The organism is Desulfovibrio sp. GTC20076 (assembly GCF_055385905.1).
In genome coordinates this window covers 144,671-162,359 of sequence record NZ_AP039366.1, presented here as the reverse complement: position 1 = coordinate 162,359, position 17,689 = coordinate 144,671, and the positions used below count along the sequence as shown (strand labels likewise).

The following is a 17,689-nucleotide window of genomic DNA, read 5'->3' as shown; positions in this document are numbered from 1 at the left end:
CCGCCAAGGCACAGCGCTGCCGGCTTCAGCCGGTACCGGGGGGCTTGCGGCTGAAGCCGGTTTACGCCTGAACGGCGAATATCTGCTCACGCAGGCATCAGGGCTGTTTCAAAGCAGCATCACTCTAGATGTAGAGTGTCAACACGTTGTTCACCCTCCTAGCCTTGAAGCTGGAGGTTTTCTGCCAAGAGCCGAGTGTGGTCGCAAGAAATTATACCGATGCGTCCATATCGACAGATAAGCTGTTCTTTTCCATGAGTGGGTATACGTTTCGGCGTATGCCCACTCATTCAATGCTGTTCGAATGAAGCGTTCTGCCTTGCCGTTGGTTTGTGGTCTATAAGGCCGTGTGCGTTTATGCGTTATTCCAAACTCACGGCAAGCGTCTCGAAATTTCCAAGACCTATAGCAAGCGCCATTGTCCGTCAGAATTCGTTCTACTTTGATGCCGTGCGAAGCATACCACGCGATGGCAAACCACAAAAACTCTATGGCAGATTCCGCCGTTTCATCCGGCAGTACTGCCGTATACGCGGCCCTGGAAGCGTCATCCACACATACATGTAAATATTCCCAACCTGGTCGATGCCGACGGACTTGCCGTGTCCCCGTCTTCCTATGACCAACTCCATCAATCTTGCCGAGACGCTTGATGTCCAGATGAAGCATCTGCCCCGGCTTCGCCCATTGATAACGCTGTACCGGCTCTTTTTCTTCCAAAGAAGAAAGCCGGGAGCAGCCGAGTCTGCGCAAGGCACGAAACACAGTGCTGCGGCACAGGCCAAGGCGTAATGCGATTGCGTCGCCAGTCTGTCGCTTTTTCCGCAACTCAAAAATTCTGGAAACGTCCAGCTCCGTCAGCCGATTTCTGCAATGTCGAGGCCGGGAAGAGGCGTCTGCTAAAGAAGCAAGACCTCCTTCACGGTATCGCTTCATCCATTTTCTGGCGGTTCGCAGGCTTACTCCAAATCCTGCCGCCACCGTAGCGGCAGGATTGTCCAGCATCCGCTGTATCATTTCTTCTCGACCTCTTGCGGTCAGTTTGGCATTCTTATGGCTGTTCACCTTCTCCCTCGATCGGTTTGCTGTTGTCTGTTAACTCCAGCTTTACCGACTTGGGGGAGGGTGAACAACCTATTGGAACACTACATCTAGAGCAGATACCTTTGAGAACATATACTCTCAAAGGTTAAAACACGCTTACCTCGGCGTTTAACCGCGCAGACAAGCTGCACTTACGCCTCTGTAGTGAACGTCTGCTCACGCAGCCGTCAGAGCAATCTAAAAATTAAACTGCTCTAGCCGCAGCGGGAAAAGCCACAGGCCGGGCAAATGAGGCAGCCTTCCTGAAACACCAGCTTTTCGCCACAGTCCGGGCAACGGCTGACGGCAATATCACTGACTGTATCCACCACTTCGTCCTTGAGATAGCGCTGCTCCAGCACCCAGGCGATGGCATCGGGTATGGACAGCAGCAGCCCCTTGCCCCGAAATACAGGATGCTCGCCGCCGATGCCCTTGATCTGCGCCACCACGTCACGCACATGCACGCCGGAGCGCAGCGCAAGGGACACGAGCCGCCCGATGGCCTCTGCCTTGGCCGTGATGGAACGCCCGGACTTGCCGATGGTGGCGAACACTTCAAAAGGTCTGCCGTCCACCTCGTTCACCGTAAGATACATGGCCCCAAGGCCCGTCTGCACCTTGCGGGTGAAGCCCTGAACCTCATCCGGCCGCTTGCGCACCAGTGACGGCACAGCGGCAATGGGGCCGTCTGCCGCAACCGCATGCGCGCCAGCCCGATGGTCTGCATGCTCGGGCGCATGCCCGTTCTGGGCACTGCCGCCCGCCACTTCAGCGGAGCCGCTGTCCATTTTTTTCTGCCCTTCGCCGGTAGCCAGCACCTGAATGCTCTTGCAGCCGTCGCGGTACACGGTGACGCCCTTGCAGCCTTCCTGATAGGCCAGCCAGTAAATCTCGCGGATGTCCTGCTCTGTTGCGCTGTTGGACAGGTTGACGGTTTTGGACACGGCATTGTCCGTATGCCGCTGAAAGGCCGCCTGCATGCGCAGATGCCACTGGGGCGCAATATCCATAGCGGTCACAAAAGTCTTGCGCAGCGGGGCAGGCAGATAGCCCATATCCTGAATGGAGCCTTTGGCTACTACGGCATCCATCAACTCATGGCTGAACAGGCCTCCGGATTCCAGCGCTGCCTCAAAATGCGGATTGATCTCCACCAGGCGCTCGCCGTCCAGAATATTACGGGTAAAGCAAAGGGCAAAAAGCGGCTCCACGCCGGACGAGCACCCCGCGATGATCGACAACGTACCCGTGGGCGCAATGGTGGTTACCGTGGCGTTGCGGTAAGGCCCGAGTTTCTTGCGGGCAAACACAGAAGATCCGTAGGCCGGGAAAGGCCCGCGCTCCAGAGCCAGTTCCGCCGATGCCCTGTGCCCTTCTTCCTGCACAAAGGCCATGATGCGCTCGCCAAGATCAAGGCCCTGCTGCGAGTCATAGGGCACGCCGAGCTGAAAGAGCAGGTCCGCAAAGCCCATAACGCCCAGACCGATCTTGCGGTTTTTGCGTACAGTTTCGCCAATGCGGTCAAGCGGAAAACGCGAAGCATCGATGACGTTGTCAAGAAAACGCACAGACAGATGCACCACGCGGCGCAGTTCGTCCCAATCAATGCCCGCAGCGGGGTCAGCACTGTTCTCATGCCCCGGCACATGAAAGCACGAAAGATTGATGGACCCCAGATTGCACGCCTCAAAGGGCAAAAGCGGCTGTTCGCCGCAAGGGTTGGTGGATTCGATCTCGCCTTGATCAGGCGTGGGATTGTCGCGATTGATGCGGTCCAGAAAAACAATACCCGGATCGCCGGACTGCCACGCCTTACGCACCAGAAGGTCAAAAACATCACGCGCGGGCAGACGCTTCATGACTTCGCCGTTATTGGGCGAAACAAGGTCATACTGCTCGTCGTTTTCCACGGCCTGCATGAAAGATTCTGTCAATCCGACGGAAAGATTGAAGTTATTGAACTCTCCCTCTTTTTCCTTGGCCCGGATGAATTCCAGAATGTCCGGATGATCCACCCGCAGAATGCCCATATTGGCCCCGCGCCGTGTGCCGCCCTGCTTTATCTGTTCAGTGGCGGTATTAAAGATGCGCAAAAAGGATACCGGGCCGGACGCCACGCCCCCGGTGGAGCCTACGCGGCTATCTTTGGGCCGCAGGCGGGAAAAGGAAAAGCCCGTACCACCGCCGGACTTGTGTATCATGGCGGCGTATTTGACGGCGTCAAAAATTTCTTCAATGGAGTCGCCCACGGGCAGCACAAAGCAGGCCGAAAGCTGCCCCAGTTCCGTACCGGCATTCATGAGGGTGGGCGAATTGGGCAGAAATTTCCAGCTGGTCATGAGGTCGTAAAAATCACGGGCCAGTTGGTTCGGCGTACGGCTCGAATTTTTATAGTTTTCTTCCTGGGCTGCAATAGCGGCGGCCACGCGCCAGAAAAGATCGCGCGGCGCTTCGATGATTTTGCCGTCCAGATTTTTACGCAGATAGCGCTTTTGCAAAACAACTTCGGTATTGGGCTTCAGTTGCGGATGGGGCAGATTTTTGGGCATTGCAAGCATGGGAGCAGTAACCTTTTCTTGAAGTTACAATGAGTGAAAACGGCCCTGCGGGCCAAAAGCCACTATACACGCTTACGGAACAAATAAAAGCCGTCAAAGCATGACATTGTGATAACTATTTGGTTTTTATTATTTTTTATAACGATAAAACATACCATTAAGCAACGCTTGACAAAAATCCGCCCCGCGTTCCATACGGCGGTACGCGGGGCGGTAAAGACGGGCAGGCACGACAAACCGTAAATATCAAAAGTTGACGCAACCTTGCCTTGCAACGGCCCTGGCCCACTGGACGGACGGCGGCGCGGGCAGCCCCCTCGCCACAGTGGCCGGCGCTGTACGCATGCACGGTTGCACGCCATAAAAGGCGGCCTGCATGCGTTGAGAAGACATTTTTTTAGTCTTGCAACACCTGGGGCCAGTCTATCTGCCACCTCTTTCATTACGCCCCTGCCCACGCCGGGGAGCTTGCACCGAAGAAGAGGTGCCGGGCCGCCGCACAATGCGTGCGCCGCTTTTGGCATCGCGCGCCGCATCCGGGGGCACGTTCACGTCAAGCATATGCCCGGAGGGCAGCCCGTCGGCATCTTCCAGCAGCAAAAGGCCGCAGGCTGAACAGGCGTAGCGTCCCCGCCCCGCCAGACCGGGGACCGCAAAGGGGGCCGTGAGCACACGGGCTTTCATGACGCCCGAGCGCGGCGGCCGGCCATGCCCGTGCGGCCCTTCAGGAGCCATGCGGGCGGCTTCTGCCGGGGGTACGGGTGCAAGCAGCAGGGGCGCCAGGCTCAGGCCGCTCTTGGCAAGACCGGAATCCGCAGAAAGCCCTTCAAGCCAGCGCGGCGCACCTTCGCTGCCAAAAGTGAAGTGACACCAGGTACGCCCGCCCTGACCACCGGACAGCGGGCAGGCTGCCTGATGAGGGCAAGGGGCCAGCGCCGTAAGCCCGCCTTCCACAGCAAGCTGCCGCAGATCCATGATGGTGGAGCCGCCGAGGCGCGTACCCGGCTCCACAAAAAGCAGGGCCGGGCCTTGCGGGGCCGCGTAACGGCTGTGGAACAGGGGTGCCAGAGAGTCCAGAAAGCGCACCAGTTTTTCCTGGCGGCAGTCTTCAGGCCGCTCGCCATCAGCAGCCTCGCGCCCGCGTGCACGGCCAGGCCGCAGCATGTGGCTGCCCCCTGAAAATCCGTCATCGCCCATATCTTCCACATCGTCGGCACTGCCGAAGTCATCCGGCGCGTCGTCGTCCAGCAGGCCGAGCCGCTCTTCAAGGGAACTTCCCCGCCCGCTGCGCTTGCCGAAGCGCAGCTCATTAAGCACATTGGCCGCACTGACCAGCCAGGGCCGAGCCCCCCCCCCGGCAAGCAGGGGTGCGGCATGCCGGGCAGCATGCTCCATCTGGCCCCGGGCCACCTGCACGGCCCACGGCTCATGAAAGGTAAGTCCGGCCAGCTCTTCAAGCAGGGCGCGGCCCAGATCCAGCGGCTGCGACGAATTGTCCAGCGCCAGCACCTGAATGGGGGCTTGACGCCATTGGGGCCGGGCCAGCCACAAGGCCAGGGGCAGCGTCAACGGGCCTGAACCCACGTCCAGCAGCAGCGCCTTGCCGCCCTGCGGCGCGGCAAGATGCGGGTCGGGCAGCGGCATGGCCGACAGCAGCCGGGTGAGCCGCACGAGATTCCAGGGCAGAAAATAATACAGATAAGCGCTGACGAATGCCGGAGAACTCCAGTACGGACGGTCCAGCGCGGCGCGCTCGGTGGTAAGCAGGCGTGAAAGACGGGCCACGTCGTCAGGCAGGGTCCGGCGGTGCGCCTTGCTCAAAGGCCACACGCGCGACAGGGCCTGCGGCAGTTGCTCAAGGATATGACGCGCTTCTTCCATCAAAGGCGGAAACAGGGCCTCGGCTCCCTGCCATGCGGTTCCGTATGCGCCGTCGCGACGCGGGGCACGAATTTCGCGGGCATCACGCAGGCCACGCCCGGGCGTGTGCTCCTGCCTGCTCTTGCCGGAAGGCCTGGCCGCCCCCCTGCCGCCAGAACGATTATCATCCGGCCCTTTGTGGCCCGGCCGACCACGCCCGTCACGCCCGGCCTCGCCGGGTTTGCCGCCGGGAGCCGGTCTTTCGGCGCGTTTTTTGTCCGCTCCGGCACCGCGGGACGTACCGCCCTTCTCCGGACCGGCAGGTCTGCCGCCCCGGGAGCGGCCATTGCCCGCCGTATCGCCGTGGCTGCCCTGATCGCTGCGGCCGCCGGTTTTGTCCTTGCCCGGTCTGCGCCGCTCCGCCTTATCCGCCCCGGCTCCTGCGGGTTTTCCGGGACGGGACGGCCTGTCGCCTCTGCCGCGCGTTTTTTCGTCCTGCTGCGGACGGGGAGGCCGGGAATCCTTTTTGCTCTGATCAGACATTTATGCTCCGAAGCGCATGTGGCGCAAATAGTTCTGGTGAAAATTCTTTTCGTCTACAAGAGAAAGCACGTTGGCCCGGGCGCAGAGCCGGGCCAGTTCCTCACGATGACGCGGGTGCACGGCCAGAAGCGCCGCGCCGTCAAGTGAGGCATTGCCCACAGCGCGCAGGCGCGGCGCCAGGGCTGGCGAAATTAAACCAATAGTTTGCAGGTCATGCGCCCGCACATGTTCGCCAAGGGCGCCGGCCAGACACAGGGAGCTTACGTCCTGCGGGGCAAGCCCCGCCGCTGCGAGCAGACTCTCAAGAGCCAGGGCAAAGGCCGCCTTTACCTTGAGCAGTTCCTCCACATCCGCGGCGCACAGCCACTGTCCGTAAGGCAGGCGCAAACGCGCCCCGCCGCTTCCGTTTCCGGCCTCCAGCGCAACGGCCAGCCTGCGGGCCAGCGGCATGGCCGGGTCCGGCACAAACGCTCCATCTTCGCGCAACAGACCGACACGCAGCAGCACCGCCAGCAAAGACACATAGCCCGTGGCGCTGATGCCGCGCACCGGGGGCAAGGCCCCTTCCGCCGGATCGCGTCGTTCGGTTTCGCCAGTCGCAGTCTGGCAGGCCGGACAAGGACAATGCCCGCCATGTGGCACTGTCCCCCACACGGTATCCGGCATAGCATCCGGCACAGGCCCCGGCTTTGCTGCGGCATGCGGCTCCGGCATAAAGAAATGCGCTTCAAGCCCGGTGGGCGCCAGGCTGAAATCCGTGATCACCCCCGGCCCGGCAAGCTGCCCGCACTGCGGGCCAATACCTTCAAGGGCCGGGCCAAGAGGCACGCTGGCAAGCAAGAGGCCGCCAGCCTCGTCCATCAGGGCCAGTTCGCCGTTGGTGCCAAGGTCTGCCAGCACAAAAGGACGCGGCACATCAGCGGCAAGCAGGGCCGCCAGCCCCGCGCTCACATCGCCCCCGGCAAAGGGCGCGGGCAAGGGGGGAATATACACGGGGGGAAAGCCCGGCACGTCCGCCCATTCATGCCCTTGATGCTCAAGGCGGTAGGGCGCTGCACAAAGGCCCTCCACCGGGCGGTCGAGAAAAATATCCGTCATGGCCGTATTGGCCGCCACGCACAAACGCTCTACACGGCCCATGCCACCGCGCTCAAGCGAGTCCGCCACCCGCAGCAGGCTCTGCCGGGCAAGACGGGACAGCACGGCGCGCCCCGGCTCGTGCCTCGCCACGGCCAGACGGGACATGACATCAGCCCCGGCCCCGGCCTGCGGATTCAGAAAATGCCCCTGCCCCATAACCTCCGGCGCACCGCTGTACTCTCCGGCAGCAATGCCGCACGGAGCAGACCGGGCAGGCACGCAACCCCTGACAGGCAGGCCATTGCGAGCCTGGCCGCAAGCATCGCTTTTTCGGCATGCTTCTGGCAGGCGCACGGCCCGCCAGTACACGGATGTGGTCCCAAGGTCCACGGCCAGCGCCAAAGGGACAAGCCCTGCCGGGAACGCCGGAAGTGCACCTTCGCCTGTGGGTGCAGACGCGGGCTGCGGGTACTCCCCGTCCGGCCTGACCGGAAGTTCCGCATGCCCTGCAAGATTTTCCGGCGGCAGGGCAATATCCAGTTGCGCGGCGTCAGGCACTTGACGGCGGCAGGCCAGCCGCCAGCCCTGTTCCAGTTCCCATACGGAAAAAACCTCCGCCTCAGCAGGCAGGGGCGGCACAGGACTGGAAAAACGCACCCGGCAGCGCCCGCAGCGGCCAAGCCCTCCACATAGCGGCAGGGGGGGCAGCAGCCCCGAAAGCCAGATGGCCCGCGAAAGACTGTCGCCCGGTGCAGCCGCAAGTTCCAAAAGCGGTACGGATGCACCTTCCACAGGGTTAGCCTTGCCGGAGGCGGCAGAAAATATTCGTAACAGCATGGGCTTTGCTCCGGCTGTAGACTGCCTCAAGGGGCCGTGGTTGGCAAGAAAAAGGGCATGTATGAACGGCCCGCCGCCCTGTGGACGCATTCCACAGCTTGTCAAAATGGCCTTTTTCTTGCATGGTTGCTCTTGCTGACGAAGAATACCAAGAACCATCACAGGATGTTTGTCGAGGCTGGCATGAACAAAGTTTTGGCGCAAGATGAAGTGGATGCCCTGCTGCGCGGGCTTTCAGGCGGCGAAATCGAAAGCGAGGTTGAAGTGCCGGAGGACGATTCCGGCATAGTGGCCTTTGACCTTGCCAATCAGGACCGCATCATACGCGGGCGCATGCCCGTGCTCGAAATCGTCAATGACCGTTTTGCCCGGCTGTGCACCAACGCGCTTTCCAACTCTGTGCGCAAACGCGTGGAACTGAACCCCATATCCATTGATATGACAAAGTTCGGCGAATTCATGCGTTCCCTGCCCGTTCCCACTTCCATCAACATCTTCAAGATGGATCCGCTGCGCGGCAATGCCATCATGGTGGTGGACTCACGCCTGGTCTTCGCCCTTGTGGAAAGCGTCTTCGGCGGCGCAGGCTCCCAGCCCAAGGTGGAAGGACGCGAATTTACCCGCATTGAACAGGCCGTGGTCGACAAGATCGTCAAAATTGCCCTGGACAATATGGAAGAATCCTGGCGACCCGTGCACGATGTCAAGCTGGAGCTGGTACGCAGCGAGATCAATCCGCAGTTTGCGGCCATTGTGCCACCCAGCGATGTTGTGGTGGTCATCACCTTTGAAGTTGAGCTGGACACGGCCCTCGGCTCCATGATCATCTGCCTGCCCTACGCCACCATTGAACCCATCCGCTCCAAACTGCACGCCAGCTTTCAGACAGAACGGCTTGAGGTGGACCATGCCTGGGTGGCGCGCCTTAAAGAGCGCCTTATGGAAACTCCGGTAGAACTCAAAGTATGCTTCGGCAAGACCACGATTACGGGCAACCAGCTTCTGCGCATGCAGGTAGGAGATATTCTGGTGCTGGACAAGGATGAGGAAGACATGCTCGACTGCACTGTGGCGGGCGTGTGCAAGTATCAGGGCATTGCCGGAACAATCAAGGCCATGAAATCATTTCAGATTATCAAAGAAAACGAGCCACAGTACACCTGATCATACAAGCACGGCAACCTGCACAGATGGGCTGCCACAGACGGGCTGTACATGAACCGCCCTTGCGCTCTGGTGGCTTTGCCGCCAGCCCGGCAACTGCCAGAACAATGCTGCAGCACAGCATATCCGGCCGGCAGCCTGCCATACCGGCGGAGCCTGCCGTGACGGGCCGCCCTTTTTGCCGGACCTGTTTGCGACAAGGCAACCCTGCCCGACTCACTCCTTCATCTTTTCCAGCAGACGGGCCGCGCGCAGTTCACGCATGCGCGGAGCCAGAATGTGCACCCCCGCCGCAGGCAGATGCGGTGCTACGGACACGCCGTCCGGCACGTCCCCGTCATCCTCATGGCCGCCGCTTTCAGGATGCAGCAGAATGCTGCGGCAGCCCGCCGCCAGCCCGGCACGCACGTCGCGCACGCGGTCGCCGATCATCCACGAGTTGGCAAGGTCCAGATCCAGATCGCGGGCAGCCCGGAGAAGAAGCCCGGGCTCAGGCTTGCGGCACTGGCATGGGCCGGTAATTTCAGGCAGGTGCGGGCAATAGTACCATGCATCAATGGCGGCATTTTTGGCCGCAAGGTCGGCATTGACCCATTCTTCCAGACGCTTCAGGGCGTCATGGTCAAACATGCCCCGCGCAATCCCCGACTGGTTGCTTACCACCACCAGCACATAGCCCACGGCGCGCAGACGTTTGAGCGCCTCGGGCACGCCGGGCAGCCATTGCCAGTCTTCCTTGCGGTGTACATAGCCCGTATCCCTGTTCAGGGTTCCGTCGCGGTCAAGAAAAATAGCCCGGCGCAACGCCGTTTTTTCCGTCATGATTCTGCTCCTGCCCCTGTGTTCTCTGCCGTATTCCGGCGCTATTTCTGCTTTTGGTAACCGCGCAGGGTGGCGGCCTCTTCTGCAGCCTGGGCCACCGCAGCGGGTACAACGGTTTTGCCGATGGGGCAAAGGGCCAGGGCCGCCAGCTTGACGTGCTGCCAGGCAAAGGGAATGCCGATAATGGTCACGGCGCAGGCCGCCGCAGATACCAGATGCCCCAGGGCTATCCATATGCCCGCAAAGACGAGCCACAGGATATTGCCCACTGTTCCCAGCACCCCGGTTCCCACATCGGGCTGCCCGGTGAGCACCTCGCGCGAGACGGGCATTTTGCCGAAGGGAAAAAAGGTGAAGTTGCCCATGACAAAACAGGCACGGCCCCAGGGAATGCCGATGATGGAGATAAAACAGAGCACGCCGAACATCCACCACACAAGGCCCATGACAAAGCCACCGAGTATGAACCACAGGGCATTGCCAAGGCAGCCCAAGGTACTGTTCATGTTTCCCCCAGTCCGGCGGCAGACGCCAGAGTAGCACCGCAAACGCAAAGGAACATGGGACACAACGCTTTCGTCCATCGGCGTGTCCCGGCCATACGACATGAAAACAGCCCGCCCGCGAAACCGGCGCAGACGGGCTTTGGCCGCCCGGGGCGGCTGTAAACTGATGCGCCGGAAATCAGAAGTTTACAATAACCTGTTCATTTTCGCCGCCCGCATCATTCTTGCCACGGCGGGCCACATTGCCGATATGCCAGGCGCGCAGGTTGAACGCCTGAATACGGCTGATGGCTTCTTCGCTCTGGTCAGGGGGCAGCACCAGTACGTAGCCGATGCCGCCGTTGAATATCTGCAGGATTTCAGGCCAGGAAAGGTCGCCCGTTTCCTTGAGCCACCTGAAAACCGGAGACATCTGCCAGCTGCCGAAATTGATGCGGGCCTCCACCTGCGCAGGCAGGACGCGGGGGATATTGTCATAAAAGCCGCCGCCCGTAATATGGGCCATGCCCTTGACGTTAAGGTCGCGCAGGAGGGAACGCACGGCCTCCACATAAATGATGGTGGGGGCAAGCATTACGTCGCGCACTGTGGCGCCGTCCGCGCCAGGAAAAACATCGTCGGGGGCAAGGCCGCTCTTTTCCAGCACCTTGCGGGCCAGGGAATAACCGTTTGAATGCAGGCCCGACGAGGCAATGCCCACGATGTGGTCGCCCACCTGAATGCTTGAGCCGTCAATAAGTCTGGCATTGTCCACAATGCCTACGCAGAAACCGGCCAGATCATACTCGCCGGGGGCGTACATGTCGGGCATTTCCGCTGTTTCGCCGCCCAACAGGGCGCAATCGGACTGGCGGCAGCCTTCGGCCACGCCGCCGATGACGGTCTGGGCCGTGTCTACGTCCAGCTTGCCAGTGGCAAAATAGTCAAGAAAGAACAGGGGCGTGGCCCCCTGAACAAGAATATCGTTCACACTCATGGCCACCAGGTCGATGCCCACGGTGTCGTGCTTGTCAAAAGCGAAAGCCAGTTTGAGCTTGGTGCCCACACCATCGGTGGAAGAAACCAGCACAGGCTCGCTCATACCGCTGAGATCGGGACGGAAAAGGCCGCCGAAGCCGCCTATGTCTGAAATGACACCCCTGGTCTGGGTGCTCTGCACCATAGACTTGATGCGCGACACAAGGGTGTTTCCCGCCTCAATGTCAACGCCTGCCTGAGTATAGGCTTTCGCGCGATCGCTGGACATCCGTAGCCTCCTTTGGATTGCGGTTCTTTAGCAGATTTTGCCGCAAAGCCCAAGCGACTTTTTTGCATGGCCGAAGCAGTACCCCGCGCATGGCGCGTCGCGCCGCGCCCTTGCTGTTGCCGGATATTTTTGCCCGTCTTCAGGCCGATGCGGCGCCTCAGCACAGTTTTTCCGCCAGTGGGTACCTCTTTGCATAAAAAACGTATGGGCCGACAGAGGCCGCTGCATCGGGCTTCATCATTTCAGGCAAACCATTCCCGGCAAAAAATCCCGCCAGGTCCAGCTTCTTTATGGACCGTCAGGCCCGGCGTTGCTAGACTGACAACGCGGATAGCGCCAAATCCGGCCAGCACCGTGCCATTCCAGACACGGGCAGCCGGCATGCGCATCGCGAAAAAGCACCGCCTTTCCGCCGGATGCCAGGCTTTACCCGCGTGGCATAAGGCATAAAATTTGCTACTGTCTGTTCCGGAAGCACTCGCGGGCCAACCGTGCGGCCGCCTTCTGCCTGCAACAAGACTGCATCGGAAGCCCCCTCCCGAACACGTGCTCCAAGTGAGGACAATCATGAAAAATATCGCTGCCATATGCCTGCTGTGCGCATCTTGCTGCCTGTGGGCCTTACGCCCGGGTGCATCCCTGGCGGCCGGACAGGAAAATTACGTTCCCCCGCCCGGCCAGCAGGGCGGCGCACAGGTTTGGGGGACGCGGGATCTTGAAGCGGAAGGACTGGAACGCCGGGGGCATACCCGTACATGGCGTGACAGCAACGGAGACATCATCACGTCGGTAACGCCGCCACCGCCACCGCCGCAGCCGCAGCAATGGAACGGCTCCATCTACGTAACTCCGTGGGTATCCCCTGACGGCAGCTACGGACCGGGCGGACAATGGGGCGGCGTTACGCCGGGCATACCCCTGCCCGGCGGACCGTACCCGGGCATGCCCGGTCCCGGCTCACATCCGGGACAACATCCAGGTACATATCCGGGACAGCATTACGGAGGCCAGCGCCCCGAACACCGCCCCGGTCCGGGCGGTATGCGGCCCACATATCCCCACCAGCGGCCCGGTCCCCAGACAGGCGCACCCGGCTACAACTGGCAGCAGGATCCCTATTTCAACAGCAATCCGCAGCCCGGCGGCCCGACATGGCCCGACGGCGCCGCCCGACCGGGTGGCAGTTACGGCAATCAGGGCTACGATCAGGGCTATACCCAGGGTTTCGGGCAAGGCTATAATCAAGGCTACGAACAGGGGTATGACCGAGGCTACAGGCAGGGCAACGATGGGCTGCCCCCCCAGAACTCTCCGCCGCAGTACGCTCCCCCCACCCTCAATCAGCGGGCCAATGACCAGGCTGACACCCTTGCCGACGAGCAGGCATGGCGGCAGCAAGGGGCGCCGCCGACGCCGCAGTCCTTTGGGGTTCCCACAGGATCGTCCCCGGCCGCCCCGCCGCAAAACGGCATACAGTCTGCGCCGGGACAAGGCGGCACGGCCCGTTCCATGCCATTCAGCAGCATATACCCACCCGGTTCCGGCACGGAGGAACGCTGACATGCAGACACAACTCTGGCAGCCTCTTCAAGGGCACGATCAGGGCAGCGTGCTGTGCCGCCTCTGCGCACATGGCTGCCGCCTCAAAAAAGGGGCCAAGGGCCTGTGCGGTGTGCGGGCCAATATCAATGGAGAACTTGTCTCGGTGGTGCGTGATGTGGTCACCGCCGTCAATCTGGATCCGGTAGAAAAAAAACCGCTCTACCACTTTCTTCCGGGCAGCCGGACTTTTTCTGTCGGCAGCGTGGGCTGCAACTTTTCCTGCAAGTTTTGCCAGAACAGCGACATTGCCCACATACCCGCCAACGGCGTAGTTCCCGGCAGGCGCGCCACGCCCGAAGACCTGATACTCCTGGCCCAGGAAAACCACGCCCGCAGCATGGCTTTTACCTACAACGAGCCTACGGTTTTTTTTGAGCTGGTTTACGAAACCGCTTCCCTTGCCGTGGCCCGGGGCATGCGCAGCCTGCTGGTGACCAACGGCTATATGTCGACGGATTGCCTGACGGTTCTGAGCCGGAGCGTTCAGGCAGCCAATGTGGACCTCAAGGCTTTCAGCGACAGCTTCTATCGCCAGTACTGCGGCGCGCGCCTGCAGCCGGTGCTCGACAATCTCAAGACCATCAGGGCCATGGGCTGGTGGCTCGAAGTGACAACCCTCGTCATTCCCGGCGTCAATGACAGCCCGGGCGAACTCAAGGCCGCCGCGTCCTTTATCCGGCAGGAACTGGGGGCCGATACCCCCTGGCATATCTCAGCCTTTCACGGTGCGCACCTCATGGCCGACCATCCTTCCACCCCGCTGGCAAAACTTGAAGAAGCCTGGGCCATAGGCCGTGATGAAGGCCTGCATTTTGTATATATAGGCAATGCGCAGAGCGCGTTGGGCGGCAATACGTTTTGTCCCCAGTGCGGCAACCTGGTTATAGAGCGCCGTGGCTACAACATACGGTCACTCATGCAGGCAGACGCGCCCGGCGCGTGTCCTTCCTGTCACGCGGCCCTGACAGGAGTGTGGAGCTGATGATTCTTGTTTATACGGGTGACGGCAAAGGCAAGACAAGCGCCTGCACTGGGCAGGCCGTACGCGCCATGGGCCAGGGCATGACCGTGGCTTTTGGTCAGTTTATGAAACGCGATGGACAGGCAGGTGAGCAGGCCATGCTGGCTCAATGGCTGGGGCCACGCTTTCTGGCCGGGGGCTGCGGCTTTCTGCGCCGTGACGAAGACCGCCCCGCCCACCGTGAGGCCGCATTGCAAGTGCTTGCATGGGCGCGACGACAGATGGCCGAAGCCGATATGCTGGTGCTGGATGAAAGCCTTTACGCCTTTGGCGCGGGCATTCTTTTGCGCGAGGAGATTGAAGAACTCATGGCTCTGGCGCGGCAGCAGGCTACGCACCTGGTGCTTTCGGGCCGGAACGCGCCGGACTGGCTGGTGGACGCGGCGGACCTTGTGACCTCCATGACCGAAATCAAGCATCCCTGGCGCGCCGGCATCAAGGCCGCGCCCGGCATCGAATATTGAGGGCCGCGCCGCATGAAAGCCTTTACCCTTTCATGCGAGACAGCACGCCCCTTGCAGCAACACGTTCCCACACTCTGTGAAAAAACCGTAAAGGACTGTTCATGGCGGCATTTACCATCTACGTGGCAGGCTCTTTCAAGCATAAACACGGTGTGCGCCTTCTGGGCCGCGAACTGCGCGGCATGGGCTGCCGTATTCTGGACTGGACGGAAAAAGCCGTGCCACCCCCGGGCCTGACCCCGGCTGAACGCCGCATCTGGATGGATACAGACCGGGACGGCGGCCAGGTGTATACCTTTTGCCGCGATGCCTGCCTTGAGGCGGACATGGTCATCTATTACGGAGCCTCCGGCCAGGATGCCGGTGTGGAAGTGGGGCTGGCCGCCGGAGCCGGGGTCCCCGTGCTCGGCATATGCGGACCTTTGGAAGGCCCAGGTCTCATGCTGCACGGGGCCGTGAGTCACTGGGTGGATAGCGCCGAAGAAGCTCTGGACGCGATCGCCGCTCTCGTGCGCCACAAGGAGGCTGACTGGGAAATGCTGCCCGCCGAACCACAGGAAGGCATCCGCCGTATGGGGCTGGCCCTGGGCCGTAAAAAATCCTGAAACGACGCACAACAGCCTATCCGGCGGACTTGCAGCCCGCCTCTCAGGCGGCCAAGTACGCACATAGCCTGACGGCCCGAACCGCAACCCGTTGCCGTCTTGTTTTCCAACAACGTTTCAGACGCAGCAGAGGCCGCCCGCGCCATGTCATGCGCCGTGCGGCCCCTGCTGCGTAAACCTCAAAGTTCCACCGGAAAGGCGCTGCACAAAAATCCGGGGATGCCTTTCGCCGGATCTTCGGACATGCGACAATCCGCCCGAATCAGGGCAGGTCGCGACTTTCTACATTGCCGGAAGCGCCCGGCGTTCCGCCCGAAGATGCAGGAGAGGTATTCATGCCCCCCGAACTGCCCGAAGCGCTGTCAGGCACAAAACCGCCATCGGCCGGTCCCATGCCTTCATGCTGCTCGGATGCACCCGCGCCAAGCTGTCCGGCTTTTTGCGGCAGCATAAGGTAGCTTGTTACCGAGGTTACTCCCGGTACGCTCCGCGCCGCCTGTATGGCAAGCTGCTTTTCAGCGTCATCCTTCACTACCCCCAGCAACACCACCCTGCCCGCGTTCACTTCTGTATCTATACGGGTGGAAGAAAGCCCCTTGGTTCCGATAAGGTCCTTGCGCAGCCTGGTTGCCAGTACAATGTTGCTGGTATCGCTCCTGCCCGGGGTAAACCAGTGCGGCGTTACCGAAAGCGGATTATACCGGCGGGCAATGGCCAGGGCCTTGCCCTGCATGTCCGGCGGAACCTCACCCACCAGAAAAACATGCCGGTAAAAACTGTATACCGCCACAGACCAGCCCCCGGTAAAGCTCTCATTCATAAGGGCTGTCTTGATTTTGGTCGCCATTCCCTTGTCGTCCGAAATGGTATCCATAAGGCGCTGGTCGTCATACAGGCCATACCCGCTGTAAGCGCAGCCGTTAAGACCGGCCAGCATGAACAAAAGCAAAATAAGCGCCAGGCGTTGCATGGTTTCTCCTTGGCTGTTTACTGCTTTTCCCGCCGGATGCGCGCGCCCACGGCGTTAAGCTTGTGCTCGATATGCTCGTAGCCCCTGTCCAGGTGATAAATGCGCCGCACCTCTGTTACGCCCTGGGCAGCAAGGCCCGCAAGCACCAGTGAAGCACTGGCCCGCAGGTCTGATGCCATAACAGGCGCGCCCGTAAGTTTCTGTACGCCGCGCACCATGGCCGTATGGCCCGAAACCTTGATCTGCGCGCCCATGCGCATCAGCTCAAGAACATGCATGAAGCGGTTTTCAAAAATGCTTTCTTCCACCACGCTGGCCCCCTGCGCCAGGCACATGAGCGCCATGATCTGGGCCTGCATGTCTGTAGGAAAGCCGGGGTATGGCTGGGTTTTCACGTCCGTGCCGCGCAGGGGGGCCGCGCAGCAGCGGGCCAGCACGCCGCTGCCCTGCTGCGTGATCTCCATCCCCATGCTGCGCAGTTTGAGGATAACGGACTCAAGCTCGTCATAAGGGCAGTTGTGCAAAAGAAGTTCGCCACCTGTAATGCCCGCCGCCGCCAGAAATGTTCCGGCTTCAATGCGGTCCGGCATGACGGGATACGTAGCCTGATGCAGGGAGGTGACGCCCTCAATACGTATGCACGATGTGCCCTGCCCGCTTATGCGCGCGCCGCAGGCGCACAGGAAATTTGCCAGATCCACCACCTCAGGCTCAAGAGCCACGTTTTCCAGCACGGTCTTGCCCTCGGCCAGTACAGCCGCCATGAGCAGGTTTTCCGTGCCGCCCACCGTGGGCATGTCAAACGTGATGTGCGCGCCCGTGAGCTTGCGGCAGCGGCCGATGATATAGCCTTCTTCCAATTGAAAGCTCGCGCCCATCTGCTCCAGCCCCTTCAAGTGCTGGTCCACGGGGCGCGCGCCGATGGCGCAGCCGCCGGGCAGCGCCACACGGGCCTGGCCTATGCGGGCAAGCAGAGGCCCCAGGCAAAGCACCGATGCCCGCATGGTGCGCACAAGGTCGTACGGGGCTTCGGGCAGCAGACTGCCCGGAACGATACGCACATGCCCGTTTTCGTACTGGCAGTCGCAACCGAGCACCTTGAGCAGATTGAGGGTGGTGTGAATATCGCGAAGATCAGGAACATTGGTAATAGTAACAGGCTCTTCAGGCAAAATTGCAGCAAAAAGGATAGGCAGCGCAGCATTTTTTGAGCCGCTCACCTCAATACTGCCCGTAAGCGGCACACCGCCCTCAATGACCAACTTGTCCATATATATCCCCGAAATATTTTTTTATGCTTGTGGCCGCGAAAATCCGGCCCCGGT

14 protein-coding genes are annotated in these 17,689 nt (G+C 60.9%); 5 read left to right on the top strand and 9 right to left on the bottom strand.

Annotation, left to right across the window (positions count from 1 at the left end; genetic code table 11):
- Positions 1–150: 150 nt before the first annotated feature.
- From ACZ495_RS00700 to ACZ495_RS00685, 4 genes are all read right to left on the bottom strand, one after another.
- Positions 151–1,065: an IS481 family transposase gene (locus ACZ495_RS00700; protein ID WP_464262035.1), complete on the bottom strand. Its 915-nt coding sequence runs from the start codon at positions 1,063–1,065 to the stop codon at positions 151–153.
- Between the two features lie 233 nt (positions 1,066–1,298).
- Positions 1,299–3,644 carry a vitamin B12-dependent ribonucleotide reductase gene (locus tag ACZ495_RS00695; protein WP_464262480.1) on the bottom strand — a complete coding sequence of 782 codons (2,346 nt, stop codon included), beginning with the start codon at positions 3,642–3,644 and terminating at the stop codon, positions 1,299–1,301.
- Positions 3,645–4,067: 423 nt separating this feature from the next.
- Positions 4,068–6,047, bottom strand: a complete 1,980-nt coding sequence (locus tag ACZ495_RS00690; RefSeq protein ID WP_464262479.1) for a small ribosomal subunit Rsm22 family protein — start codon at positions 6,045–6,047, stop codon at positions 4,068–4,070.
- Complete coding sequence (locus ACZ495_RS00685) at positions 6,048–7,964, bottom strand: ASKHA domain-containing protein (RefSeq protein WP_464262478.1); 1,917 nt, start codon at positions 7,962–7,964, stop codon at positions 6,048–6,050. It lies immediately after the preceding gene.
- A 183-nt stretch (positions 7,965–8,147) separates the two neighbouring features.
- Here ACZ495_RS00685 and fliM point away from each other — a divergent pair, with 183 nt between their 5' ends.
- Entirely contained in the window at positions 8,148–9,128 is a 981-nt protein-coding gene (gene fliM / locus ACZ495_RS00680) for a flagellar motor switch protein FliM (protein ID WP_012625457.1), read from the top strand.
- A gap of 216 nt (positions 9,129–9,344) precedes the next feature.
- Here fliM and gmhB read toward each other — a convergent pair whose 3' ends face one another.
- The 3 genes from gmhB to purM all read right to left on the bottom strand — a co-directional run bounded on the left by gmhB (position 9,345) and on the right by purM (position 11,702).
- Positions 9,345–9,950 carry a D-glycero-beta-D-manno-heptose 1,7-bisphosphate 7-phosphatase gene (gene gmhB, locus ACZ495_RS00675; RefSeq protein WP_012625458.1) on the bottom strand — a complete coding sequence of 202 codons (606 nt, stop codon included), beginning with the start codon at positions 9,948–9,950 and terminating at the stop codon, positions 9,345–9,347.
- A gap of 41 nt (positions 9,951–9,991) precedes the next feature.
- Positions 9,992–10,456 (bottom strand): YccF domain-containing protein, encoded by a 465-nt coding sequence (locus ACZ495_RS00670; RefSeq protein ID WP_072311215.1) that lies wholly within the window; start codon positions 10,454–10,456, stop codon positions 9,992–9,994.
- 178 nt (positions 10,457–10,634) lie between these two features.
- Complete coding sequence (purM, locus tag ACZ495_RS00665) at positions 10,635–11,702, bottom strand: phosphoribosylformylglycinamidine cyclo-ligase (RefSeq protein WP_464262477.1); 1,068 nt, start codon at positions 11,700–11,702, stop codon at positions 10,635–10,637.
- 567 nt (positions 11,703–12,269) lie between these two features.
- Between purM and ACZ495_RS00660 the strand changes: the two genes are divergently transcribed.
- The 4 genes from ACZ495_RS00660 to ACZ495_RS00645 all read left to right on the top strand — a co-directional run bounded on the left by ACZ495_RS00660 (position 12,270) and on the right by ACZ495_RS00645 (position 15,394).
- The gene (locus ACZ495_RS00660) at positions 12,270–13,262 is read left to right on the top strand and encodes a hypothetical protein (protein WP_394027218.1); all 993 of its coding nucleotides are present in this window, start codon (positions 12,270–12,272) and stop codon (positions 13,260–13,262) included.
- A gap of 1 nt (position 13,263) precedes the next feature.
- Positions 13,264–14,286 (top strand): AmmeMemoRadiSam system radical SAM enzyme, encoded by a 1,023-nt coding sequence (gene amrS, locus ACZ495_RS00655; RefSeq protein ID WP_464262476.1) that lies wholly within the window; start codon positions 13,264–13,266, stop codon positions 14,284–14,286.
- Positions 14,286–14,789, top strand: a complete 504-nt coding sequence (locus ACZ495_RS00650; protein ID WP_012625463.1) for a cob(I)yrinic acid a,c-diamide adenosyltransferase — start codon at positions 14,286–14,288, stop codon at positions 14,787–14,789. Before amrS ends, ACZ495_RS00650 begins: the two co-directional genes overlap by 1 nt.
- Before the next feature lie 101 nt (positions 14,790–14,890).
- Positions 14,891–15,394: a hypothetical protein gene (locus ACZ495_RS00645; RefSeq protein WP_012625464.1), complete on the top strand. Its 504-nt coding sequence runs from the start codon at positions 14,891–14,893 to the stop codon at positions 15,392–15,394.
- A 262-nt stretch (positions 15,395–15,656) separates the two neighbouring features.
- Here the strand turns inward: ACZ495_RS00645 and ACZ495_RS00640 are convergent, their stop codons facing one another.
- On the bottom strand, positions 15,657–16,364 hold the full coding sequence (locus ACZ495_RS00640; protein WP_012625465.1) for a BON domain-containing protein: 708 nt from the start codon (positions 16,362–16,364) through the stop codon (positions 15,657–15,659).
- A gap of 17 nt (positions 16,365–16,381) precedes the next feature.
- On the bottom strand, positions 16,382–17,635 hold the full coding sequence (gene murA, locus ACZ495_RS00635; protein WP_394027215.1) for a UDP-N-acetylglucosamine 1-carboxyvinyltransferase: 1,254 nt from the start codon (positions 17,633–17,635) through the stop codon (positions 16,382–16,384).
- Positions 17,636–17,689 lie beyond the last annotated feature (54 nt).

Excerpts from the sequence above, each read along its gene's own strand:
- ACZ495_RS00695 (WP_464262480.1), bottom strand. The coding sequence starts at position 3,644 with ATGCTTGCAATGCCCAAAAATCTGCCCCATCCGCAACTGAAGCCCAAT.
- ACZ495_RS00690 (WP_464262479.1), bottom strand. The coding sequence starts at position 6,047 with ATGTCTGATCAGAGCAAAAAGGATTCCCGGCCTCCCCGTCCGCAGCAG.
- ACZ495_RS00685 (WP_464262478.1), bottom strand. The coding sequence starts at position 7,964 with ATGCTGTTACGAATATTTTCTGCCGCCTCCGGCAAGGCTAACCCTGTG.
- fliM (WP_012625457.1), top strand. The coding sequence starts at position 8,148 with ATGAACAAAGTTTTGGCGCAAGATGAAGTGGATGCCCTGCTGCGCGGG.
- gmhB (WP_012625458.1), bottom strand. The coding sequence starts at position 9,950 with ATGACGGAAAAAACGGCGTTGCGCCGGGCTATTTTTCTTGACCGCGAC.
- ACZ495_RS00670 (WP_072311215.1), bottom strand. The coding sequence starts at position 10,456 with ATGAACAGTACCTTGGGCTGCCTTGGCAATGCCCTGTGGTTCATACTC.
- purM (WP_464262477.1), bottom strand. The coding sequence starts at position 11,702 with ATGTCCAGCGATCGCGCGAAAGCCTATACTCAGGCAGGCGTTGACATT.
- ACZ495_RS00660 (WP_394027218.1), top strand. The coding sequence starts at position 12,270 with ATGAAAAATATCGCTGCCATATGCCTGCTGTGCGCATCTTGCTGCCTG.
- amrS (WP_464262476.1), top strand. The coding sequence starts at position 13,264 with ATGCAGACACAACTCTGGCAGCCTCTTCAAGGGCACGATCAGGGCAGC.
- ACZ495_RS00650 (WP_012625463.1), top strand. The coding sequence starts at position 14,286 with ATGATTCTTGTTTATACGGGTGACGGCAAAGGCAAGACAAGCGCCTGC.
- ACZ495_RS00645 (WP_012625464.1), top strand. The coding sequence starts at position 14,891 with ATGGCGGCATTTACCATCTACGTGGCAGGCTCTTTCAAGCATAAACAC.
- ACZ495_RS00640 (WP_012625465.1), bottom strand. The coding sequence starts at position 16,364 with ATGCAACGCCTGGCGCTTATTTTGCTTTTGTTCATGCTGGCCGGTCTT.
- murA (WP_394027215.1), bottom strand. The coding sequence starts at position 17,635 with ATGGACAAGTTGGTCATTGAGGGCGGTGTGCCGCTTACGGGCAGTATT.